The sequence below is a fragment of the Streptomyces sp. NPDC085866 genome, assembly GCF_044541035.1.
Classification (GTDB): Bacteria; Actinomycetota; Actinomycetes; order Streptomycetales; family Streptomycetaceae; genus Streptomyces.
This window is the reverse complement of sequence record NZ_JBITSQ010000002.1, coordinates 468628-490253: the sequence shown is the minus strand read 5'-3', so window position 1 is coordinate 490253 and position 21626 is coordinate 468628. Positions and strand designations below refer to the sequence as shown.

Below are 21626 nucleotides of genomic sequence, written 5' to 3'. Positions count from 1 at the left end.
TCGAGGTCGACGGTGCTCCATCGTCCCAGCGTCTGCCGCATGCCGGGGGGCTGTCGGCGAAATCACCGCCTACGACGTCGCCCCCGGTTCACCAGCCCTTCTCGAACATCCTGGCCACCTCGGCGATGCGGATCTCGTCGCGCCGGTAGTGGGTGCGGCAGCGGATCCGGCGGGTGCGGAGCAGGCCGATGCGGCTCAGGAGGTCGAGGTGAGCTGCGGCGGTCCGGCGGGAGACGCCGAGCTTGGCGGCCACCGCCCGCGCGGTGACTCCGATCTCGGCGAGGTCGCCGTGGTGGCGTCCTGACGGGAAGTGGGCGGCGGGGTCCTTGAGCCAGTCCAGGATGTCCTGCCGCATGTCGCCCGTGGGGTTCCTCATCATCCGTCCCGCCTCCGTTCCCGGCCTCCTCGTGCGCCGTGTTCCCACTGTCGCGCAACCGAAGCCGTCCCGTACGGGACTCCGCAGCCCTTGTCCGGTATCGAACGGCCGTTCCCGCCGGTCCCGTTCAGGGAAACGGGGAGGGGCCCGGCCGTCCCCTTACGACCGGGCCCCCGTCAGGGGTGGTTCAGCGGTGGCTGAACCACGACATGGAGGACAGCGCCTTGTCGTCGTAGCCGAACAGGGCCTGGTTCTCCCAGCCGTTGCCGGAGGTGGCGTCGGTCGGGTCCCAGCCGTTGCCGGTGACCGCGGTCCAGGTCGCCTCCCAGTAGAAGACGCCGAGGCCGCGGCCGTTCGGGACGGCCTCCACGATGCTCGCCACGTCGTTCATCCACTTGGTCTGGCCGGCCACGGTCGCGGGGTAGCCGGAGACCAGCTCGCCGGTGGTGTCGATCTGGTTGACCAGCGAGTCGTCGCTGTCCAGCCGGAAGGGGTAGGCGGTCTCGGCGACGAACACCGGCTTGCCGTAACGCGAGGCCGCGTCGTCCAGAGTGGTCTGGAAGTCGGAGAGCGGGCCGTGCCAGTAGCCGTAGTACGACAGGCCGATCGCGTCGAACTTCACGCCTGCCGCGACCGCGTTGTCGAACCACCACTCCGTTCCGGCCTTGTCACCGCCCTTGGCCAGGTGCAGCGCCACGGCCGTTGACGAGTTGACCGCCTTGACCGCGTCGTAGCCCGAGTTGATCAACCCGGCGAGCTGGCTCCAGTTGTCCGTCGATCCCTCGGACCACAGCATGCCGCCGTTGATCTCGTTGCCCACCTGGACCATGTCGGCGGTGGTGCCCTGGGCCTTCAACGCGTTCAGCACGTCGTACGTGTGGTTGTACACGTCCGTCTTGAGCTGACTGTACGGGTGGCCCGCCCAGGCGGCCGGCTTGGTCTGGGCGCCCGGGTCGGCCCAGGTGTCCGAGTAGTGGAAGTCGACCAGCAGCTTCATACCGGCCGCCTTGACGCGCTTGGCCATGGCCAGGACATGGGCCTTGTCGTTGAAGCCGTCGGCCGGGTTCACCCAGACCTTCAGCCGCGCATAGTTCATGCCGGCGTTCTTCAGGACGGTGACGGCGTCGCCCGTGGTGCCGGAACCGGTCTTGTACACCCCGCCCTTGGCCTCGCTCTTGGCCAGGGAGGAGATGTCGGCGCCATGGATGGAGGTACCCGTGGCGCCGGAGGTGAGGGTCAGGTCGTCGACATTGATCCAGTTGCCCGCGTTCGCGTCACTGTTGATGCTGATGGTGCACTGGTTGTTGGTCACATTGATCGGCGTGACGATACGGATCCACCCACTGGACGAGACCGGCAGATCCGTGCGCTGCTCGGTGCTTCCGCAGTTCTTGAGCGCTATGTAGGCCGAGTTCTGCCCGCCGCTGGAGCGGACCCACGCGGTCAGCGTGTAGTTGCCGTTGGTCAGCCCGGAAAGGTACTGGTACGTCTCCACCTTGTACGCGGAGGACGAGTAGTGGGTCAGGCGGTAACTCCCGCCGTGGCCGCCGGACTCGGTGTACGAGGCGCCCGTGTCGCCGTACTCGGACCAGCCGGTGGGCACGGCCACGCCGGAGCCGTCGGACTCGAAGCCGCCGTTGGTCAGGGTGCTCGCGGCCCGGGCACTCTGGGCGGGCAGGGCGGTGAGAGCGAGCCCGCCCGCGAGCGGCAGCAGCAGGGCCCTGATGGTGCGTCTGGGATGGAACATCATCGTCCGTCGTCCCTTCGACGTAACTGGGTTGGGGGTGTCCTCCGGTGGGGGCCCGAGGAGAACCCCTCCGCCCGCGGCTCTCGTGGCACACGCGGACGGAGAGGAGCCTGCTCAGCCGTCGAGTCGTACGACCCGCACGGCCCCGGCCGGGACCGCCAGGCGGCCCGCGGCGCGTTCGCCCGTCAGCAGCTCGGTGCCGGGCGCGTCCAGCGGCACCTTGGCGTCGCCGGTGGTGTGGTTGATCGCGAAGAGATAGGTCCCCGACTCGCCGCTGCGGCGCACGACCTCGACGTCGCGGGGCAGGTCGGCGCGCGGAGCGAGCCCGGCGTCGTCGGCGGCCCGGCCGACGAGCGCATCCAGGCCGTGGGCGTCGAGGCGGGTGGAGACGTACCAGGCGGTGCCCTCACCGAGCCGGTGCCGGGTGACGGCCGGGCGGCCGGCGGTGAGTCCGTCGGCGTACGTCCACACGGTCTCGGCACCGCGCGGCACCACGAACTCCGTCCACACGTCCCCGGTCGGCTCGGAGCCGTCGGGACCGGTCAGGCGCACCCGCTCGTCCCGCAGCAGCGGCGAGAACTCCTCCACGGTCAGGCCGAGGACGTCGCGCAGCACGCCCGGGTAGGCGCCCTCGTGCACGGCGTCGTGCTCGTCGACGATGCCGGAGAAGTACGACACCACGAGCGTGCCGCCGTTCTCGACGTACTCCCGGACGTTGTTCCCGGCCGCCTCCGTCATCAGGTACAGGGCCGGTACGACGACAAGGGAATACCTCGACAAATCGGCTTCCGGGTGGGCGAAGTCGACCGTGAGGTGGCGGTCGTAGAGGGCCTCGTAGAAGGATTCGGCGCGTTCGCGCGGGTCGTGGTCCTCGCTGGGCCGCCAGGCGAGATTCTGCGCCCACCACGACTGCCAGTCCCACAGCATGGCCACGTCGGCCTCGGTGCGGGTGCCGCGTACGGCGCTCAACGAGTCGACGGAGGCACCGAGTTGGACCACCTCGCGCCACACACGCGTGTCGGTGCCGCCGTGCGGGAGCATCGCCGAGTGGAACTTCTCGGCGCCGCGCCGGGACTGGCGCCACTGGAAGAACATCGCTCCGTCGGAGCCGCGGGCCACGTGGGCGAGGGAGTTGCGGGCCATCTGGCCGGGAGCCTTGGCGGGGTTGCGGGGCTGCCAGTTGACGCCCGAGGTGGAGTGTTCGAGCAGCAGCCAGGGGGTGCCGCCGGCCACGGAGCGGGTGATGTCCGCCGCCATGGCGAGGTTGACGTGGGTGCGGCGGCCGTCGGTGATCAGGTAGTGGTCGTTGGTGACGAGGTCGACCTCGCGGCCCCAGGCCCAGTAGTCCATGGAGTCGCACTGGCTGAGCGCGGTCATGAAGTTGGTCGTCACCGGGACGCCCGGCGCGAGGCGGTGCAGGATGTCCCGTTCGGCGCGGAAGTTCTCGCGGATGGTGGCGTCGGCGAACCGCCGGTAGTCCAGCGCCTGGCCCGGGTTGCCGACGGTCGGCGTGGCGCGCGGCGGGTTGATTTGCTCGAAGCTCGTATAACGCTGACCCCAGAAGGCGGTGCCCCAGGCCTCGTTGACGCCCTCGACCGTGCCGTAGGTGTCCGCCAGCCAGCGGCGGAAGTGGGCGGCGCAGGAGTCGCAGTAGCAGGCCGAGACGGGGACGCCGTACTCGTTGTGCACGTGCCACAGGGCGAGCGCGGGGTGGTCGCCGTAGCGCTCGGCGAGCTTCGTGGTGATGCTCGCCGCGGCCGCGCGGTAGTCGGCGTTGCTGTGGCAGATCGCACCGCGCGAACCGAACTCGTAGCGCACGCCCTCCGCGGTCACCGGCAACGCCTCGGGGTGCTCCCGGTAGAACCAGGCGGGCGGCACCACGGTGGGCGTGCCGAGGTCGACGCGGATGGCGTTCTCGTGCAGCAGGCCGATGATCCGGTCCAGCCAGCCGAAGTCGTACTCACCGGGCGAGGGCTCCAGCAGGGCCCAGGAGAAGATCCCGACGCTGACCATCGTGACGCCGGCCTCGCGCATCAGCCGGACGTCCTCCTGCCAGACGTTTTCCGGCCACTGCTCGGGGTTGTAATCCCCACCGAAGGCGAGCCTGGTGAGGCCCCTGGGGGTGGTCTCCGGCATGGATCTCTCCCGTGAAATCGATCATTTGGGAACGTGCACACACAGCGGTGGCGGTGCGAGCCCAACATAACCGCACAGCAACAACCATTGACAAGTGTCCGGGATGTTTCTCTACTGTGAACGCTCACAGAAGCATGGCAGGGGTTTTCGTCGGTCGAGCACCCGGGTCATGTGAACGTGCACATCTGCATGGCAGGTCCCCGCAGCGGGCGGGGACCCAGGTCAGGGGAGAGATCCATGCCGCACACGAAGCGCCGCCGCCTCGTGACATCCGCCGTCGCCGTCGCGCTCGGCGCCACCGCCCTCACAGCCTGCGGCTCCGGGGACGGCAGCAAGGCCGAGTCCGGCCCGGTTTCGCTGACGTACTGGACCTGGACACCCGGCATGGACAAGGTCGTCGACCTGTGGAACAAGGGGCCGGGCAAGAAGGACAGGATCACCGTCACGGTGAAGAAGCAGGCGTCCGGCGACACGCTGGTCACCAAGATCCTCACCGCGCACAAGGCGAAGAAGGCGCCCGACCTGGTGCAGGCCGAGTACCAGGCGCTGCCGACGCTGGTCAGCAACGACGCGCTGGCCGACATATCCAAGGAGGTCGGCGACGCCAGGAGCAAGTTCGCCGACGGCGTCTGGCAGCAGACCACGCTGGGCACGGACGCGGTGTACGCGGTGCCGCAGGACATCGGCCCGATGATGTTCTACTACCGCGAGGACCTGTTCAAGAAGTACGGCCTCAAGGTCCCCACCACCTGGGAGCAGTTCGCCGAAACAGCCCGCGCGCTGAAGAAGAAGGCGCCGGACAAGTCCCTGACCACCTTCTCCGCCAACGACTCCGGCCTCTTCGCCGGTCTCGCCCAGCAGGCCGGCGCCAAGTGGTGGACCACCTCCGGCGACAAGTGGAAGGTCGCCATCAACGACGCGGCCACCCAGAAGGTCGCCAAGTTCTGGGGCGGGCTGGTCAAGGAAGGTGTCATCGACAACCAGCCGATGTACCAGCCCGCCTGGAACAAGGCGCTCAACACCGGCAAGGAGATCGCCTGGGTCAGCGCGGTGTGGGCGCCGGGCACGCTGACAACCGCCGCGCCGGACACCAAGGGCAAGTGGGCGATGGCCCCGCTCCCCCAGTGGTCGCTCGACCAGGATGTCACCGGCAGCTGGGGCGGCTCCTCCACCGCCGTCACCACCGACTCCCAGCACCAGGCCGCCGCCGCGAAGTTCGCCGCCTGGCTGAACACCGACGGTGACGCCCTGAGCGCGCTGGCGAAGGAGGGCGGCATCTACCCTGCCTCCACCTCCGCCCAGCTCAGCGGCGCCTTCTCCAACCCGCCGGCGTTCTTCTCCAACCAGCCGGACTTCTACACCAAGGCCGCCGACATCGCGAAGACCACGGCACCGTCGGCGTGGGGCCCGAACGTGAACGTCGCCTACGCGACCTTCAACGACGCGTTCGGTGCCGCCACCAAGAACAAGTCGGACTTCGGCGCCGCCCTGGACCAGATGCAGGACGCCACGGTCACCGACATGAAGAAGCAGGGCTTCGGGGTTTCTCAGTGACCGGCACCGCAAGCCGGAAGTCGTACGGGGTCAAGGGGGCCCCGTACGCCTTCCTTCTCCCCGCGACCGTCCTGTTCCTCCTGTTCTTCGCGCTGCCCATCGGCTACGCGGTCTGGCTCAGCTTCCGCAAGGTGCACGTCTCGGGCCTCGGCCTGGGCTCGGGCGCCCGCAAGGAGGTCTGGGCCGGCTTCGAGAACTACACCGGGGCCATCCAGGACAGCGAGCTGCTGCACGGGGCGCTGCGCGTCCTCGGCTACGGCTGCATCGTCGTCCCGGTGATGCTCGGCCTCGCGATGCTGTTCGCGCTGATGCTGGACACCGACCGGGTGCGGCTCGCCCCGTTCACCCGGCTCGCGATCTTCCTGCCGTACGCCGTCCCCGGCGTGGTGGCCGCGCTGATGTGGGGCTTCCTGTACCTGCCGGACGTCAGCCCGTTCTACTACGTGCTCGACAGACTGGGCCTGCCCCAGCCGGACCTGCTCGACGGCGGCCCGCTGTACCTCGCCCTGTCGAACATCGCGGTCTGGGGCGGCACGGGCTTCAACATGATCGTCATCTACACCTCACTCCGGTCCGTCCCGGCCGAGGTGTACGAGGCGGCGAAGCTGGACGGAGCCACCCCGCTCCAGATCGCGCTGCGGATCAAGATCCCGATGGTGGCGCCCTCGCTGGTGCTGACCTTCTTCTTCTCGATCATCGCGACGCTCCAGGTGTTCAACGAGCCGACCACCCTCAAGCCGCTGACCAACTCCGTCAACACGAGCTGGAGCCCGCTGATGAAGGTGTACCAGGACGCCTTCCACCGCGGCGACATCTACTCGGCGGCCGCCGAGGCGACCCTGATCGCGCTGGCCACCCTGGTGCTGTCGTTCGGGTTCTTGCGGGCGGCGAACCGTCGTGACAAGCAGGAGGAAGCACGATGAGTTCTCTTGCCCTCAGCAAGGCGGAGCCGGCCGCGGGCACCGCTCCGGGTACGGCCTCGGGCCCGCCGCTGCGCCGCAGGATCGCGCTGATACCGACCGTCACGCTGCTGATCGGCGCGATCTACACGCTGCTGCCGGTGGCCTGGGTGGTGATCGCGTCCACCAAGTCCGGGCACGAGCTGTTCTCCACCTTCACCTTCCTGCCCGGCACCGGTTTCACCGCCAACATCAAGGACCTCAACGCCTACCGCGACGGCATCTACTGGCAGTGGATGGCCAACTCCGCCCTGTACTCGGGCCTCGGCGCCCTGCTGTCGACCGCCGTCTCGGCGTTCAGCGGCTACGCGCTCGCGACCTACCGGTTCCGGGGCCGCGAGACGTTGTTCAACGTGCTGCTCGCGGGCGTCCTGATGCCGCCGGTGATCCTCGCCATCCCTCAGTACCTGCTGCTGGCGAAGGCCAACCTCACGGACTCCTACCTGTCCGTGCTGCTGCCGCAGATCCTCTCCCCGTACGGCGTCTACCTGTCTCGGATCTACGCGGCCGCCGCCGTCCCCGCGGACGTGGTGGAGGCCGGGCGGATGGACGGGGCGAGCGAGTGGCGGATCTTCACCCGGATCGCGCTGCCGATGATGATCCCCGGCATGGTCACGGTGTTCCTGTTCCAGTTCGTGGCCGTGTGGAACAACTTCCTGCTGCCGTACATCATGCTCAGCGACGACGAGCGGTTCCCGCTCACGCTGGGTCTGTACACGCTGCTGGAGCAGGGCTCCAACACCCCGGCGCTGTACACACTGGTGATCACGGGCGCGTTCCTCGCGGTCCTCCCGCTGATCGTGCTGTTCCTGGTCATCCAGCGCTTCTGGAGCCTGGATCTCCTCTCCGGGGCCGTAAAGTCATGACCATGAGCAATTCGGGGGGCCGGCGCAAACCGCCGACGATCCACGACGTGGCGCGCGAGGCAGGGGTCTCACGGGGCACCGTCTCGCGCGTGCTCAACGGCGGGCACTACGTCAGCCCGGCCGCGCAGGAGGCGGTCAACGCCGCCATCCGCAGAACCGGGTACGTCGTGAACCGGCACGCCCGCTCATTGATCACCGGACGCTCCGACTCGGTCGGCTTCCTGCTGACCGAGCCGCAGGAGCGCTTCTTCGAAGATCCCAACTTCAACGTGCTGCTGAGCGGTTGCACGCAGGCGCTGGCCGCGCACGACATACCGCTGCTGCTGATGCTGGCGGGAACCAAGGACGAACGGCGGCGCATCACGCGCTACATCACGGCCGGGCACGTCGACGGGGTGCTGCTGGTCTCCAGCCACTCCGGCGATCCGGTCGCGGAGGAGCTGCGGGAGGCCGGTGTGCCGCTGGTCGCCTGCGGCAAGCCGATCGGCCTCGGCTCGAAGGTGAGTTATGTGGCCGCCGACGACCGCGACGGCGCCCGGGACATGGTGCGGCACCTGCTGTCGCTGGGCCGGAGCCGGATCGGTGTGGTCACCGGTCCGCTGGACACCCCGGGCGGGGTGGAGCGGCTCGCCGGGTACAAGGAGGTGCTCGCCGAGGCGGGCGTCGAGGTGGACGAGCGGCTGATCGTCCCCGGCGACTACAGCCGGGCCAGCGGTGAGGCGGGTGCGGAGCGGCTGCTGGCACAGGCCCCGGACCTGGACGCCGTGTTCGTCGCCTCCGACCTGATGGCCCAGGGCGTGCTGGCGGCGCTGCAGCGGGCGGGCAAGCGGGTGCCGCAGGACATCGCTGTCGGCGGTTTCGACGACTCCCCCGCGGCGACCGCCGTCACCCCGGCACTCACCACCATCCGTCAGCCGTGGGACCGGATCAGCTCCGAGATGGTGCGGGTGCTGCTCGCCCAGATAGGCGGCGAGGACCCGGCCGCGGTGATCCTCCCGACGGAACTGGTGCGCCGCGAGTCGACGTGAGCCGCCGCGCCCCGAAGGGGCGCGGGTAAGTGTGCGACCAGCCGGGACGGCGCCGCGGCCGACCGACGGCGCATCCCGGCACTTCCGGCGGAACGCTACCGCTCCCCGGGTCTGACCAGCCCCGTCTCATAGGCGAGGACGACCGCCTGGGCGCGGTCGCGCAGCCCCAGCTTGGCGAAGATCCGGGCCACGTGGGACTTGACCGTGGCCTCGCTGAGGATCAGCTCGGCGGCCAGTTCAGTGTTGGACAGGCCGCGTCCCATCAGGGTCAGCACCTCCCGCTCGCGGGGTGTGAGGGCGGCCAGGTCGGCGGGAACGGCCTGGGCCGTCCGCTCGGCGTCGGCCGCGTACCGCTCCACCAGGCGCCGGGTAATCTGCGGCGCCAGCAGGGCGTCGCCGGTGCCGACGAGCCGTACGGCCGCTGCCAGGTGCTCCGGCGTGACGTCCTTCAGCAGGAAGCCGCTGGCTCCGAGCGACAGGGCCGCGTACACGTACCGGTCCAGGTCGAAGGTGGTCAGCATCAGCACCCGGCAGTCCGGGGTCTGCTCCAGGATGCGCCGGGTGGCTTCCAGGCCGTCCATGGTCGGCATCCGGATGTCCATGAGCACGACGTCCGGCGAGAGTTCACGGGCGGCGGCGACCGCCTCGATGCCGTCGGCTGCCTCGCCGACCACCTCGATGCCCCGGGCGGTGAGGATCAGCCGGAAGCCGGTCCGGATGAGCGTCTGGTCGTCGGCGATCAGGACGCGGGGCGCCCGCTCGGGCGCCTGCCCGGTCACGGGCGGTCCAGGGGTATGCGGGCGCGGACGCGGTAGCCCCCGCCGAGTCTGCGCCGGGCGTCCAGGTCCCCGCCGTAGACGGCGACCCGCTCGCGCAGTCCGAGCAGGCCCCGCCCGGTACCCGCACCGCGCGGTTTCGGTGCGGGCGGTGCGGTACCGGTCAGCACACTGGGGCCGGTGTTGAGCACCTCGACGCGCAGGGCGTGGTCGGCATAGCGCACGGTCACCTCCGCCTTGCCGCCGTCGCCGTACCGGAGCGCATTGGTCAGGGCCTCCTGGATGATGCGGTAGGCGGTCACGTCGACTCCCTGGGGCAGCGGGCACGGCTCGCCCGAGATGCGGACCTCGACCGGCAGGCCGGCGAACGATATCCGGTCCACCAGGTGCCCGAGCCGGCCGAGGCCGGGCTGCGGAGCGAGGGGCGTGCCGGGGCCGTCGGCGCGCGCCGGGCCCGGGTCGGTGTCCTCACCGTTCTGCGCGGGCGCCAGCAGCCCCAACAGGTGTCTGAGGTCGGTCATCGCGCCCCGCCCAGCGTCCTCGACGGCGCGCAGGGCGGTCGCGGCCTCGTCGGGCATGGTGCCGAGCACCTCACGGGCGGCGCTCGCCTGGACGACCATGAGGCTGACGTTGTGGCTGACGATGTCGTGCAACTCGCGGGCGATCCGGTCGCGTTCGGCCGCGATCGCTGCCTCTGCGGCGCTCTCCCGCTCCCGCTCCAGCAGCCACCCCCGCTCCCCGACCGCGGCCTGCCACCGGCGCCGGGTGCGCACCAGCGCGGCCGTCAGCACCACGACGACCGCGCACGCCACCGCCGGCGCCGCCGCCGACACGTCGTACTCCCCCATGGCCCAACTCTCGCAGACGGCACCGACATCCGCATCGACCTGTGGATTCAGCGCCCTGCATCCCTGGGATGAGACCCGCCGCCGGGTGCCATCCGCGGAGGGATGACCAGGTCCCCGTCGCCCCTCTAGCGTCCTGTCCATGGTCACTGAGGTGAGAACGGGAGACACCGTCGTACGGCTCGACGGGGTGCGCAAGGAGTACGGCGAGACGGTCGCCCTCGACGGGGTCACGCTGGACATCCGGGCCGGGGAGGCGGTCGCGGTGATGGGGCCCTCGGGATGCGGCAAGTCCACGCTGCTCAACATGATCGCCGGTCTCGACCGGCCGTCGGCCGGCACCGTCGTGGTACACGGCGAGAACGTCGGGGAGTTGAGCGAGAAGGGACTCGCGCTGTACCGGCGGCGCCGGATCGGCATGATCTTCCAGTTCTTCAACCTCATCGACGACCTGTCGGCCCTCGACAACGTGGCCCTGGCCGGCCAGTTGACCGGCACACCGGCCCGGCAGGCCCGGCGGCGGGCACTGGAGCTGTTCGGGGAGCTCGGCATCGCCGACCGGCGCAACGCCTACCCCGCGGTCCTCAGCGGCGGTGAGCGGCAACGGGTCGCCGTGGCACGGGCGTTGATGAACCGTCCCGCGCTGCTGCTGGCCGACGAGCCGACCGGCGCGCTGGACAGCAGGGCCGGGGAGCAGGTGATGGACCTGCTGCTGGACCTGAACCAGATCGGCCAGACCCTGATCATCGTGACGCACGACCAGCATCTCGCGCGGCGCTGCGCGAGCCGGCTGGTGGAGGTCGCCGACGGCCGGGTGACCGGCGAGCACACCCTGGAGCCGTCCGCATGAGGGCGGTGTGGAAGGCCGCGCGGGCGGCCGTACGCCGGCGGAGACTTCAGACGCTGGTCATCTGGCTGGTCACGCTCGTGTCGACGGGGTCGCTCGTGGTCGCACTGGGCCTGCTCGACGCGGCGTCCGCGCCCTTCGACCATGTCTTCGGGAAGCAGCACGGACCGCATGTCATCGCCACGTTCGACCCGGCCGAGGTGTCGGACGCCCAACTGGCGCACGCGGCGCGGCAGTCCGGGGTCGAGGCGGCGGCCGGACCGTTCCGGCAGGCTTCGGTGGACCTTCCCCGCGATGCGGGCAACTTCGGTCTCGGCGGCGAGGTCACGCTGGTGGGGCGTTCCGGTCCCGGCGGCCCGGTGGACCGGGTGAACCTGTGGGCGGGCCGGTGGCCCACCCGGTCCGGGGAGATCGTCCTGAACCGGCAGTCCGACTGGACCGCCGACGACCTGGGCAAGAAGTTCCACGTGCCGTCGGGACCCACGCTCACCATCGTCGGGTTCGCCTTCGACCTGAGCCACACGGCGAACGCCTGGGTCGTCCCGGACCAGATCGCGGCCCTGCACCCGACCGGCACCCAGATGCTGTTCCGGTTCCGGGACGCGTCGTCGGAGCGCGCGCTGCGCGCGGGCATGGCCCAGGTGACCGATGACCTGCCGAAGGGCGCGCTCGCCGGATCGGAGACGTATCTGGCCCTGAAGCACCGGGTCGGCAGCACCGCGCACGCGTACGCGCCGTACCTGATGGCCTTCGGCGTCCTGGGCATCCTGGTGGCGGTGCTGATCGTCGCCAACGTGGTCGGCGGGGCGGTGGTCTCCGGGTTCCGGCACATCGGCATCCTCAAGGCGCTGGGGTTCACGCCGGGGCAGGTGCTGGGCGTCTACCTGGTGATGGTCTCCGTACCATCGGTCCTGGGCTGTGCGCTGGGCACACTCGCCGGCAACCTGCTGGCGCACCCCTTCTTCCAGTTCGTGTTCACCGGGCCGAACGCGGGGGTGCTGCACGACAGCGTCGGTATCGCGCCCTGGGTGAACGCGCTCGCCCTGCTCGGCATGCCGCTCGTGTGCGTGCTGGCCGCGCTGGGGCCCTCGATGCGGGCGCGCCGGATGTCGGCGGCGCGGGCGATCAGTGCGGGAAGTGCACCGCGTGCCGGACGGGCGCTGGGCATCCAGCGGCGCCTGGCGGGTGCCCGGTTGCCCCGGTCGGTGAGCCTCGGCGTGGGGCTGCCGTTCGCCCGTCCGGCGCGCAGCGCGCTCACACTGGCCGCCGTGGCCCTCGGTGTGACGACGGTGACGTTCGCGACCGGCCTGGCGGCGACGCTGACCGACTTCGGGAATGGGGGACAGCGCGCGTTCGACGTCACCGTGTACGTCGGCAACCTCCGGCACGGCAAGGAGATGCGGCCGGTGCACAGCGACCGGCAGCTCCAGGCGATGCTGGAGTCGTTGCCGGGAGCGACCCGGGTCACGGCGCGGTCGGACGATGAAACGCTCCTCGACGGCTCCACCCAGGTGGTCATGTTCGAGGGCCGACGCGGGGACGTGCCCCTGGACAGCATCCTCATCCGGGGCCGCTGGCCGCACCGCACCGGGGAGGTCCTGGCCGGCACGGCGTTTCTGCACCGGACCGGCACGCACGTCGGCGATCGTCTGCGGCTGCGCAAGGACGGCCGTGAGGAGCGGCTGACCATCGTCGGCGAGACCATGCTGGACAACGACCGGCTGGTCGTCGGTTCCTGGCCGACGGTCACGGCCCTGATGCCGGACGCGAAGCCCATCGCCTACCACGTCAGACTCCGCGAGGGCGCCGATCAGCAGGCGTACGCGCGCGCGGTGCGGGCGGCCGACCCGGGTCTGTCCCTCCAGCTGAGCGGGCCGAACAACGTCACCCGCACCATCGTCGGCTCCGCGGCCGCGCTCACCCTGATGCTGGCCGTGGTCTCCTCGCTCGGCGTGTTCAACACGGCCGTCCTCAACACCCACGACCGGCGCCGCGACCTCGGCATGCTCAAGTCGATCGGCATGACCCCGCGCCAGGTCACGGTGATGACGGTGACCTCCATGACGGTGCTCGGCGCGGTGGGCTCCCTGCTCGGGATCCCGCTGGGGATGGTCAGCTACGAGCTGGTGATCCCACGGATGACGGCGGCGATCGACATCACCCTCCCGTCGTACATGACGGACGTCTGGCACGCCCCGACGTTGGCCGGTCTGGCCCTGGCGGGGCTCGTGATCGCGGTCCTGGGCGCGTTCGTCCCGGCCCGGCGGGCCGCCCGCCTGACCGTCGCGGAGGTGCTGCGCAGCGAGTGACCAGCCGGCCGGGGAGCCCGCCGCCGCAACCGGTCAGGATCGGAGAAGCGGCGCCGGGCTCCCCCGCCCTAGCGTGAGAGCACCGACGGAAACCCGTCGGCCCACGCACCTCGAAGGAGTGAGTTCCATGACCGCCGGCCTGCAGACGATCATCTACCCCGTCAAGGACAAGGACCGGTCCAAGGCCCTGTTCACCGCCCTGCTGGGCGTCGAGCCGTACGTCGACGAGCCCTACTACGTCGGTTTCAAGGCCGCCGGACAGGATGTCGGCCTCGACCCGAACGGGCACGCGCAGGGGTTGACCGGGCCGGTGCCGTTCTGGCATGTCACCGATCTCCGGGAGCGGCTCGCCGCACTGCTGGAGGCGGGCGCGGAACTGCTCCAGGACGTGCGGGACGTCGGCAACGGCAGGCTGATCGCCTCGGTGAAGGACCCCGACGGCAACCTGGTGGGGCTGCTCCAGGACCCGTCCGCCTGAGGCCCGTACGAGTGCTTGCACCCGCACTAGTTGCACACTCAACAATTGGCCGAATCGGTGCTACGGTGCGGGTATGGCAGTCAAGACGGCCGACACCCGGCTCGAGGAGCGGTGGCGGGACATCCTCACGCTCCACGCACACACGATGTGCGAGATCGACCGTGCCCTGCACCCGCACGGGCTGGGCGCGAGCGACTTCGAGGTGCTGGACATCCTCGCCACCGCGGCGCCCGAGGTGGGCGACCAGTGCCGGGTGCAGAACCTGGTCGGACGGGTCCATCTCAGCCAGAGCGCGCTGTCCCGGCTGATCGGCCGCCTGGAGAAGGAGGGCCTGGTCGAGCGCTCGGTGTGCGCGGAGGACCGGCGCGGGGTGTGGGTCGCGCTCACGGACAAGGGCCGCGCCCTGTACGCCGAGGTACTGCCCCTGCAGCGGGCCGTGCTGGAGCGGATGCTGGCCGAACGGGCCGGCTAGAGCGTCAGCTCCGCCCCGTCCGGCAGGACCTCCACCCCGTGCTCGGCCACGCGCGCGCGTGCCCGCGAGGCGGCGTCGAGCAGCGGGTTGGTGTTGTTGAGGTGGGTGTAGATCCGGCGCGCGCCCGGATGGCGGGCCAGGGCCTCCAGTGAGCCGTCCGGGCCTGTGACCGGCAGGTGTCCCATGGCCGCCTGCCCGGCACCGGTCCGCACCGTGCCGCCCATCTCGTCGGCCGCGAAGAACGTGCCGTCCAGCAGCACGCAGTCGGCCGACGCGCACAGCCCGTCCAGCACCGGGCTCCAGGCGCCGACGCAGGGCGCGTACACCAGCACTCCCCCGCTGGCCAGGTCCTCGACGCGGTACGCCGTCACCCACGGGCCGCCCATCTCGGGCGCCTGTGCCGGTACGTACTTGGGGATCTTGGTGCCGATCGGATGGGCCGTGACGACCAGTCCGCCGGACAGCACGAAGCCTCCGTCGGCCAGGCTGTCGGCCCACTCCCAGGAGGCGTAGCGGTCCAGGGCGGCGCGGGCGGGCGTGAGGACGGCACGGACCGGCGGGGCCGCGTAGACCTTCAGGCCCGCCGCTCCGCGCAGCTCGGTCAGACCGGTGACGTGGTCCGCCTCCGCGTCGGTGAGCAGTACCCCGCGCAGCGGGGTGTCCCGGGGCCCGGGGCCGGGCCGGAGGGCTGGGGTGGCGGTGAGCTGGGTGCGCAGATCGGGCGACGCGTTGAGCAGCCACCAGTCGCGGCCGTTGCCGGTGACGGCGGCGCACTCCTGGGTCCGGGTGGGCAGTTTCCCGTCCCGGGCGGCCGCGCACAGCGCGCAGGCGCAGTTCCACTGCGGGAAGCCGCCTCCGGCGGCGGTACCCAGCAGGACGACCCTCACGACCATCGGCTCCTTCGCATGCGGCGGACCTTCCGATGGGATCTTCCCGCCGGAGGGCGGGGTGACTACTCGGAGACGGGGGGCAGATCCGGCCGTCCTGCGCCGGGCCGGCGGTCCACCGGGCGCCGCGGAGAGATGGGCCCGCCGAAGAAGTCGCGGGGGCCGGTCCACAGACCCGGCACCGCGTCGCAGCGGCGGCACAGCGCGTACGCGATCGCCTCGTAGTTGACCCGCCAGCCCTGGAAGTGCGGCCAGGCCTCCTTCGGGCTGCGTTCCGCACGGAAGCCGGCCGCCCCCAGCATGGCCACCGCCTCGTCGAACTCCTCGAAGGTCAGCAGGATCGGAGTGCCCGGCGAGGGATCGGGATCGAAGGGGATGCGCACCACGCGGGCGATGTCGCGCAGGGCGGTGAACCCGGCGCGCAGTACCAGACGAGCCTCCGGCGGCGCGAGGCGCGGGTCGAGCGCGAGCTGCAGGGCGGCCGCGTCCATGACGGCGACGAGCCCGACCAGCCAGCTGCGTTGCGGGCGCGGGGAGCGGAAGCTCAGCAGGATCGGGTACGTGGAGTGGCTCTCGCCCATGTCCGAGGCCAGGCGCTCCCAGGCGCGGTACAGCTCCGGCAGCGCGGTCTCGGTGTCGACCAGCCACTGCCGGGCGAGGATCTCCGGTCCCCAGGCGGGCTCGCCGGCCCGCGCCTGGAGCAGGGTGACCTCCAGTTCGCGGCGGTTGTAGGCGGCGTAGAGGGTGGGCAGGTAGGCGATCTGGAGGGCGATCAGGACGGGTCCGGTGGCCGCAGCCATGAAATCGAGCACGGAGAGTTTCAGCCGGGCGCCGCTCGCGAAGCCGAGCGTGAACAGGCTGGATCCCGCCTCGCGGAAGGCGGTCGTCCAGGACAGCGGGGACGCCGCGTACAGCAGGAGACCGAAGCCGAGCAGGGCCCCGCCGAGCCACGTGACGAGCATGCCGATCAGCATCAGCGGGGCGAGCCAGGTCTGGACACGGTCGATGGCGTAGTAGCCGCCGCGCGGTGCCGCGAGCCTGAGGAGCCTGCGCAGCAGCCACCACAGGCGGAACACCAGCACGGAGTAGAGGCCTCGGGGGACGACGAGGGTGCGGAGGATGCTGGTCAGGACCAGCACCAGAACCAGCCCGCCTGCAGCTCCGGAGATCCATTGCATGCGGTCATTTTGTCGCCTGAGGGGTGAAGCTCTCGCTGCATGCGCGAGTGCGGGTGCGTCGTGCCTGGTCACGCCCGCGCGGCGGAGCCGCACATCGGCACAGCCCCGCGCTCCTGGGGTTGGCTGTGGTTCACCTTGCCAGCAGTGTGCGGACTCCGTGCGATGTGAGGGTCAGCCCGTGGGTCGAGTTGCCGTCTATGGCCAGGGACAGGTCGCCGTCGGGCCAGTGGGCGGCCAGTGTGCCGAGCGGTACCAGGTGGTAGCGGGAGACGAAGGGCAGCAGGGCGGCCATCGTTCCCTCCGAGGTGAACACCGGGACGACCGGATCGCCTCCGGCCTGTTCCATGACGGGCAGGGCGATGGTCGAGCCGTCGCCGTCGCCGTCCACCGCGTCGTCCGGCACGGGGACGAGCACGTCACTGTGGGCGAGGGTGTCCAGGGCGGCTTGGTCCTCGGCGTTCACGGCCAACGCGTCCAGCGCCTGCTGGGCCGGCGTCGGAAGGTCGTCGTGTGCGGGTGTTTCCATGGCAGATCCCCAGGTAGCGGCGGTCGTACGGCCACGCGCGGGCCGGCGCCCGGGCGTGCTCCGCTCGCGTACCCCGTGCGGCCCGGGGCATGCGTGAGGATTCCGGGGAGGGTGGGTGCGCCCGGAGACCCGCTGCTCTCCGTGGTCGGGCCGTAGCCCGGCGCGCAGCAGCACCTCGGCGAGCGAGTCTGGGCCGAGCCCCTGGGCGGGCAGCTCCCGGATCACGGACACGGGTGTCAGGCAGCTGCGTTCGTACGACACGACGGTGGCGTCCGCGACCGGCTCCCGGGTCCGCTCCACGCACACGAACGTGTTCTTCTCCCGGCGGAGTTCGGTGGCGAGGCCGCTGTCGTGCGGCTCGTGCACGGCGAGGGTGCGCAGCCGGCTCTCGACGCCCTCGCCGGTCGGTGCGCAGGTCCGGCCGAGCCGGTCGTCCGGCGGACGGCCGGCGGACGGCCGGCGCACAGGACGTAGGAGCCCTTGCCGGTGCGGGTGGTGATCAGCCCCTCCTCGGCCGGTTCGGCGAGGGCCGCCCGGACGGTCGTACGGCTGCCGCCGAACCGCTGGGCGAGGGCGTGTTCGCCCGGCAGCCGCTCCCCCGGCGGCGGCCGCTGCGGATGTCCAGGGCCAGGATCCGGCTGATCCGCTGGTGCTCGAGCGGGACGCCGGTCACGGCCGGGGCTCGGCGAGCAGGTCGTCGATGGTGGTGACCCGGACCAGCGGCCGGTAGAGGTCCAGCACCTGCAGGGCCTTGACGTGGGAGTCGTCGTCCATGCCCGCGCAGGCGTCCGCGACCACCAGGACCTCCGTGCCGGCGTCGGCGGCGGCCAGGGCGGTGGACAGCACGCAGCAGTCGGTGCTGACGCCGGCCAGGACCAGGCGGCCGTCCGGGCCGACCCGCTCGGCGAGCTCCGGGGTCCACTTGCCGAAGGTGGTGGCGTCGACGACGCGGCCGGCGTGATCGGCGAACTCGTCCGCCAGTTCCCACAGTTCGGCGTCCGGCGGCCGAAGGGCGAACGGCCAGCGGGCGTAGTAGGCGCGCCAGGCGCCGGTCGGCCGCTCGGGGGCCAGGAAGCGGGTGAAGGCGACTCGGTCGCCGAAGGCCGGCAGCAGTCGTCGTACGCCCGCGGCCGCGTCGGCGAAACGGGGGGTGGCCCAGGGGCCGGCAGGGCCGGCGAAGACGCGCTGCATGTCGATGACGGCGAGCAGACCGGGGGCGCAGGTCATGTGCTGTACACCCCCTCGTTCGGCGACGGGCTCGGCGCCTCGGCCTCCTGCTCGCGCACCCGGCCCCGGCCCGGCAGCAGGGTGCCGAGGAAGGCGAGCGCGAGGGCGACCAGGACGCCGAGGTTGGCGTACGCCCAGGCGCCGGTCCTGCCGCCGAGTCCGAGCGGCTCCAGGAGGTAGCCCTGCCAGGTCAGCCAGCTCGCGGAGGTGTTGGTGACCAGGCCCCAGCCGACGGCGGTGGCGCCGAGGGTGAGCAGCAGCGGCAGCAGGGGTACGTCGCCGTAGCGGCCGTGCGGGCGGTACAGGTCGACCTCGTCGTGGTCGCGGCGGCGCAGCGCGAGGTCGGCGAGCATGACGCCGCACCAGGCGGCGATGGGTACGCCGAGCGTGGTCAGGAAGCCCATGAACTGGGTGAGGAAGCTGTCGGCGAAGAAGACGACGTAGACGGAGCCCGCGACCATCAGGATGCCGTCGAGGAGAGCGGCCAGATGGCGGGGCACGCGCAGGCCCGCGGAGAGCAGGGCCAGGCCGGAGGAGTAGATGTCGAGGACGGCGCCGCCCACCAGGCCGAGGACGGCGACCACCGCGAACGGCACCAGGAACCAGGTCGGCAGGATCGTGGTCAGCGCGCCGATCGGGTCGGCCGCGATCGCCTTGCTCAGCGTCTCGGAGGAGCCGGCCAGCAGGAGGCCGAAGACCAGCAGGAGCAGCGGGGCGGCGGAGGCACCGAAGGTGGTCCAGCCGATCACGCCCCGGCTGGACGAACTGCGGGGCAGGTAGCGGGAGTAGTCGGCGGCGGCGTTGGCCCAGCCGAGCCCGAAGCCGGTCATCATGAACACCAGCGCGCCGATGAACTGCTGGGCGGAGCCCGCCGGGATCGCGCTGACCGTGCTCCAGTGGATGTGGTCGGCGACCAGGCCGACGTAGACGACGGTGAGCACGCCCGTGATCACGGTGATCCAGGTCTGCAGACGCATGATCAGGTCGAAGCCCATGACTCCGCCGACCACGGTCAGCGCGGCCACCACGGCGAGGGCGACCACCTTGGTCTCGGTGCCGCCGCCCCAGCCGAGCCGGCTGAAGACGGTGGCGGTCGCCATGGTGGCGAGGGCGGTGAGGACGGTCTCCCAGCCGACGGTGAGCATCCAGGAGATCACGGACGGCAGCCGGTTGCCGCGCACTCCGTAGGCGGCCCGGCTGAGCACCATCGTGGGCGCCGAACCGCGCTTGCCGGCGACCGCGATGAAGCCGCAGAGCAGGAAGGAGACGACGATGCCGAGCACGCCGGCGGTGAGAGCCTGCCAGAAGGAGATGCCGAAGCCGAGGGCGAAGGCGCCGTAACCGAGGCCGAGAACCGAGACGTTCGCACCGAACCAGGGCCAGAACAGCGTGCGCGGGGTGCCCTTGCGCTCCGCGTCCCCGATCACGTCGAGTCCGTGGGTCTCCCACTGGATCCGCCGGCCGGTGGATCTGCTGTCGGGGGAGTCCTGCGGATGCGCCATCGCCGACCAACCTGTCCCTGCCTGTCCCTGCCTGTCCAGACGTGCCCGGTCGAGGCTAGGTCGGTGCGTGGCGGGGCGCAAGGAAAGCCGCAGCGGGACGGGACGGCCGGTTCAACCGCTCGGTCGAACCGGCCGCACGACGCGCGGCCACGCGCCCGGGGCTGCGTCGGCCTCATGCAGGAGACGGGCCGGTGCCCGAGCGCACGGCGGGCATGGCGAGGTCGACCGGTCCCGGCGTGCCCGCGCTCTTGCAGGAGTCGTGGCAGTCCTTCTCCAGACTGCAGCACAGCGAGCAGATCGCGCCCTGGTGGAAGGGGCAGCCCGCCATGTCCGGCCGCTCGAACTCGGTCGTGCACACCGAGCAGGTCAGCGTGGCCGCCGAGGGCAGCCCGTCGGTGTCCAGCAGCGGTTCGTCCAGGTCGTCGACGCGGGCGATGTAGTAGCGCCCCTTGGTGAGCACCGCGAACAACGGCGAGAGCACCATCGCCAGGAACAGCGCGATGAACGGCGAGAACGCCTTGCCGTACGCGCCGAACGCCTCGAAGTAGGCGGCGATGGACACCGCGGAGGCGATGAGCATCGAGCCGAAGCCGACCGGGTTGAAGTGGTAGAGGTGGGCCCGCTTGAACTCGATGTACGAAGGGCTCAGCTTCAGCGGCTTGTTGATCACCAGGTCGGCGACGACCGCGCCGATCCAGGCGATGGCCACGTTGGAGTAGAACCCGAGGACCGTGTTGAGGAAGCCGAAAACCCCGCCCTCCATGAGGGCCAGCGCGATGCCGACGTTGAGGAAGATGTAGACCACGCGCCCCGGGTGACGGTGCGTCAGCCGGGAGAAGAAGTTGGACCAGGACAGCGAACCGGAGTACGCGTTGGTGGAGTTGATCTTTATCTGGGAGAGGATGACGAAGAACGTGGCGAGGCCCAGCGCGACGGGAGCGGCGAAGGTCCCGAACCCGTGGACGTACTGCTGGATCGGCTCGTTGGCCTTGGACAGCCCGACGTTGCCGGCGATGTAGAAGGCCAGGAAGGCACCGCCGATCTGCTTCAGCGCACCCAGGACCACCCACCCGGGACCGGCGCCGAGCACCGCGGCCCACCACCGCTTGCCGTTCTCCGGCGTCTTGTCGGGCATGAAGCGCAGGTAGTCGACCTGCTCACCGATCTGCGCGATCAGCGACAGTGCGACACCCGCGCCCGCCCCGACACCGAGCATGCTGATGCTCGATCCGGTGGGCGAGTCGCCCGCGAAGTGGGTGAACTCCGAGAACTTTCCGGGCTCCTGGATCGCGATCGACACGAACGGAGCGACCATCAGCACCAGCCAGACCGGCTGGGTCCACACCTGCATCCTGGACAGCGCGGTCATGCCGTAGACGACCAGCGGCAGGATGATCAGCGAGCAGATGACGTACCCGAGGGCCAGCGGGATGTGCAGGCCCAGCTCCAGGGCCTGCGCCATGATCGACCCTTCGAGGGCGAAGAAGATGAAGGTGAAGCTGGCGTAGATCACCGAGGTGAGGGTCGAGCCCAGGTAGCCGAAGCCCGCACCGCGGGTCAACAGGTCCATGTCGATGGAGTACTTGGCCGAGTAGTACGAGATCGGTATGCCGGTGAGGAAGATGACCACGGCCGCCGCCAGGATCGCCACCATGGCGCTGGAGAAGCCGTGGGAGAGGGCGATGGAGCCGCCGATGGCGAAGTCCGCGAGATAGGCGATGCCGCCCAGCGCCGTCGTGGCCACCACGTACGGCGTCCAGCGGCGGAAGGACTTGGGCGCGTAGCGCAGCGAGTAGTCCTCGAGCGTGTCGTTCTGCGTCCAGCCGTTGTAGGTACGGCTGCCGGGCGGGGCTGGTGGTGCCTGCTTGTCGACGATCTCCGTCACGGCTCTTCCCTCTTCCGCAGGGGCAGTT

Annotated in this window: 20 protein-coding genes; 8 read left to right on the top strand and 12 right to left on the bottom strand. The window is 70.8% G+C overall.

Annotated features, from left to right (window positions below):
• Window positions 1–88: 88 nt before the first annotated feature.
• The 3 genes from ACIF83_RS05590 to ACIF83_RS05580 all read right to left on the bottom strand — a co-directional run bounded on the left by ACIF83_RS05590 (window position 89) and on the right by ACIF83_RS05580 (window position 4259).
• Complete coding sequence (locus tag ACIF83_RS05590; RefSeq protein ID WP_393477228.1) at window positions 89–379, bottom strand: ArsR family transcriptional regulator; 291 nt, start codon at window positions 377–379, stop codon at window positions 89–91.
• 184 nt (window positions 380–563) lie between these two features.
• Window positions 564–2123, bottom strand: a complete 1560-nt coding sequence (locus ACIF83_RS05585) for a glycosyl hydrolase 53 family protein (RefSeq protein ID WP_399724062.1) — start codon at window positions 2121–2123, stop codon at window positions 564–566.
• A gap of 114 nt (window positions 2124–2237) precedes the next feature.
• Window positions 2238–4259, bottom strand: a complete 2022-nt coding sequence (locus tag ACIF83_RS05580; RefSeq protein ID WP_399723648.1) for a beta-galactosidase — start codon at window positions 4257–4259, stop codon at window positions 2238–2240.
• A gap of 237 nt (window positions 4260–4496) precedes the next feature.
• Between ACIF83_RS05580 and ACIF83_RS05575 the strand changes: the two genes are divergently transcribed.
• Genes ACIF83_RS05575 through ACIF83_RS05560 form a run of 4 tightly spaced genes read left to right on the top strand, consistent with a single transcriptional unit; the run spans window position 4497 to window position 8666 of the window.
• A complete protein-coding gene (locus tag ACIF83_RS05575; RefSeq protein WP_399723645.1) occupies window positions 4497–5813 on the top strand; it encodes an ABC transporter substrate-binding protein in 1317 nt (438 codons plus the stop codon).
• Window positions 5810–6736, top strand: a complete 927-nt coding sequence (locus ACIF83_RS05570) for a carbohydrate ABC transporter permease (protein WP_399723641.1) — start codon at window positions 5810–5812, stop codon at window positions 6734–6736. The genes ACIF83_RS05575 and ACIF83_RS05570 overlap by 4 nt, the downstream gene beginning before the upstream one ends.
• Window positions 6733–7638, top strand: a complete 906-nt coding sequence (locus tag ACIF83_RS05565) for a carbohydrate ABC transporter permease (protein ID WP_398138110.1) — start codon at window positions 6733–6735, stop codon at window positions 7636–7638. The genes ACIF83_RS05570 and ACIF83_RS05565 overlap by 4 nt, the downstream gene beginning before the upstream one ends.
• The gene (locus tag ACIF83_RS05560) at window positions 7635–8666 is read left to right on the top strand and encodes a LacI family DNA-binding transcriptional regulator (RefSeq protein ID WP_399723638.1); all 1032 of its coding nucleotides are present in this window, start codon (window positions 7635–7637) and stop codon (window positions 8664–8666) included. The genes ACIF83_RS05565 and ACIF83_RS05560 overlap by 4 nt, the downstream gene beginning before the upstream one ends.
• Before the next feature lie 95 nt (window positions 8667–8761).
• On the opposite strand, the gene ACIF83_RS05555 is transcribed toward ACIF83_RS05560, so the two are convergent.
• Both ACIF83_RS05555 and ACIF83_RS05550 read right to left on the bottom strand, forming a co-directional pair.
• Window positions 8762–9445, bottom strand: a complete 684-nt coding sequence (locus tag ACIF83_RS05555; RefSeq protein ID WP_399723635.1) for a response regulator — start codon at window positions 9443–9445, stop codon at window positions 8762–8764.
• Entirely contained in the window at window positions 9442–10290 is an 849-nt protein-coding gene (locus tag ACIF83_RS05550) for a sensor histidine kinase (protein ID WP_399723632.1), read from the bottom strand. Before ACIF83_RS05550 ends, ACIF83_RS05555 begins: the two co-directional genes overlap by 4 nt.
• Before the next feature lie 139 nt (window positions 10291–10429).
• Between ACIF83_RS05550 and ACIF83_RS05545 the strand changes: the two genes are divergently transcribed.
• The 4 genes from ACIF83_RS05545 to ACIF83_RS05530 all read left to right on the top strand — a co-directional run bounded on the left by ACIF83_RS05545 (window position 10430) and on the right by ACIF83_RS05530 (window position 14393).
• On the top strand, window positions 10430–11137 hold the full coding sequence (locus ACIF83_RS05545) for an ABC transporter ATP-binding protein (RefSeq protein ID WP_398138107.1): 708 nt from the start codon (window positions 10430–10432) through the stop codon (window positions 11135–11137).
• On the top strand, window positions 11134–13443 hold the full coding sequence (locus tag ACIF83_RS05540; protein ID WP_399723629.1) for an FtsX-like permease family protein: 2310 nt from the start codon (window positions 11134–11136) through the stop codon (window positions 13441–13443). The genes ACIF83_RS05545 and ACIF83_RS05540 overlap by 4 nt, the downstream gene beginning before the upstream one ends.
• Window positions 13444–13570: 127 nt before the next feature.
• Entirely contained in the window at window positions 13571–13921 is a 351-nt protein-coding gene (locus ACIF83_RS05535; RefSeq protein ID WP_393477251.1) for a VOC family protein, read from the top strand.
• A 73-nt stretch (window positions 13922–13994) separates the two neighbouring features.
• Complete coding sequence (locus tag ACIF83_RS05530; RefSeq protein WP_393477253.1) at window positions 13995–14393, top strand: MarR family winged helix-turn-helix transcriptional regulator; 399 nt, start codon at window positions 13995–13997, stop codon at window positions 14391–14393.
• Here ACIF83_RS05530 and pqqB read toward each other — a convergent pair.
• The 7 genes from pqqB to ACIF83_RS05495 all read right to left on the bottom strand — a co-directional run bounded on the left by pqqB (window position 14390) and on the right by ACIF83_RS05495 (window position 21598).
• Window positions 14390–15286, bottom strand: coding sequence for a pyrroloquinoline quinone biosynthesis protein PqqB (gene pqqB / locus ACIF83_RS05525; protein WP_399723625.1), 897 nt, complete (start codon window positions 15284–15286; stop codon window positions 14390–14392). The genes ACIF83_RS05530 and pqqB overlap by 4 nt on opposite strands.
• Before the next feature lie 59 nt (window positions 15287–15345).
• On the bottom strand, window positions 15346–16458 hold the full coding sequence (locus ACIF83_RS05520) for a hypothetical protein (RefSeq protein ID WP_393477257.1): 1113 nt from the start codon (window positions 16456–16458) through the stop codon (window positions 15346–15348).
• A gap of 130 nt (window positions 16459–16588) precedes the next feature.
• Window positions 16589–16984 carry an SseB family protein gene (locus ACIF83_RS05515; protein ID WP_393477536.1) on the bottom strand — a complete coding sequence of 132 codons (396 nt, stop codon included), beginning with the start codon at window positions 16982–16984 and terminating at the stop codon, window positions 16589–16591.
• Between the two features lie 236 nt (window positions 16985–17220).
• The gene (locus ACIF83_RS05510; RefSeq protein WP_399724058.1) at window positions 17221–17574 is read right to left on the bottom strand and encodes a GntR family transcriptional regulator; all 354 of its coding nucleotides are present in this window, start codon (window positions 17572–17574) and stop codon (window positions 17221–17223) included.
• Window positions 17575–17653: 79 nt separating this feature from the next.
• Window positions 17654–18211, bottom strand: coding sequence for a cysteine hydrolase family protein (locus ACIF83_RS05505; RefSeq protein ID WP_399723622.1), 558 nt, complete (start codon window positions 18209–18211; stop codon window positions 17654–17656).
• Entirely contained in the window at window positions 18208–19713 is a 1506-nt protein-coding gene (locus ACIF83_RS05500) for a purine-cytosine permease family protein (protein WP_399723619.1), read from the bottom strand. The genes ACIF83_RS05505 and ACIF83_RS05500 overlap by 4 nt, the downstream gene beginning before the upstream one ends.
• Before the next feature lie 172 nt (window positions 19714–19885).
• The gene (locus ACIF83_RS05495) at window positions 19886–21598 is read right to left on the bottom strand and encodes a purine-cytosine permease family protein (RefSeq protein ID WP_399723616.1); all 1713 of its coding nucleotides are present in this window, start codon (window positions 21596–21598) and stop codon (window positions 19886–19888) included.
• Between the last annotated feature and the right edge of the window lie 28 nt (window positions 21599–21626).

Bases quoted from the DNA above. Each gene is read 5' to 3' on its own strand.
- ACIF83_RS05580 (WP_399723648.1), bottom strand. From the start codon at position 4,259: ATGCCGGAGACCACCCCCAGGGGCCTCACCAGGCTCGCCTTCGGTGGG.
- ACIF83_RS05585 (WP_399724062.1), bottom strand. From the start codon at position 2,123: ATGTTCCATCCCAGACGCACCATCAGGGCCCTGCTGCTGCCGCTCGCG.
- ACIF83_RS05535 (WP_393477251.1), top strand. From the start codon at position 13,571: ATGACCGCCGGCCTGCAGACGATCATCTACCCCGTCAAGGACAAGGAC.
- pqqB (WP_399723625.1), bottom strand. From the start codon at position 15,286: ATGGTCGTGAGGGTCGTCCTGCTGGGTACCGCCGCCGGAGGCGGCTTC.
- ACIF83_RS05545 (WP_398138107.1), top strand. From the start codon at position 10,430: ATGGTCACTGAGGTGAGAACGGGAGACACCGTCGTACGGCTCGACGGG.
- ACIF83_RS05540 (WP_399723629.1), top strand. From the start codon at position 11,134: ATGAGGGCGGTGTGGAAGGCCGCGCGGGCGGCCGTACGCCGGCGGAGA.
- ACIF83_RS05500 (WP_399723619.1), bottom strand. From the start codon at position 19,713: ATGGCGCATCCGCAGGACTCCCCCGACAGCAGATCCACCGGCCGGCGG.
- ACIF83_RS05530 (WP_393477253.1), top strand. From the start codon at position 13,995: ATGGCAGTCAAGACGGCCGACACCCGGCTCGAGGAGCGGTGGCGGGAC.
- ACIF83_RS05505 (WP_399723622.1), bottom strand. From the start codon at position 18,211: ATGACCTGCGCCCCCGGTCTGCTCGCCGTCATCGACATGCAGCGCGTC.
- ACIF83_RS05520 (WP_393477257.1), bottom strand. From the start codon at position 16,458: ATGCAATGGATCTCCGGAGCTGCAGGCGGGCTGGTTCTGGTGCTGGTC.
- ACIF83_RS05565 (WP_398138110.1), top strand. From the start codon at position 6,733: ATGAGTTCTCTTGCCCTCAGCAAGGCGGAGCCGGCCGCGGGCACCGCT.
- ACIF83_RS05515 (WP_393477536.1), bottom strand. From the start codon at position 16,984: ATGGAAACACCCGCACACGACGACCTTCCGACGCCGGCCCAGCAGGCG.
- ACIF83_RS05575 (WP_399723645.1), top strand. From the start codon at position 4,497: ATGCCGCACACGAAGCGCCGCCGCCTCGTGACATCCGCCGTCGCCGTC.
- ACIF83_RS05550 (WP_399723632.1), bottom strand. From the start codon at position 10,290: ATGGGGGAGTACGACGTGTCGGCGGCGGCGCCGGCGGTGGCGTGCGCG.
- ACIF83_RS05560 (WP_399723638.1), top strand. From the start codon at position 7,635: ATGACCATGAGCAATTCGGGGGGCCGGCGCAAACCGCCGACGATCCAC.
- ACIF83_RS05590 (WP_393477228.1), bottom strand. From the start codon at position 379: ATGATGAGGAACCCCACGGGCGACATGCGGCAGGACATCCTGGACTGG.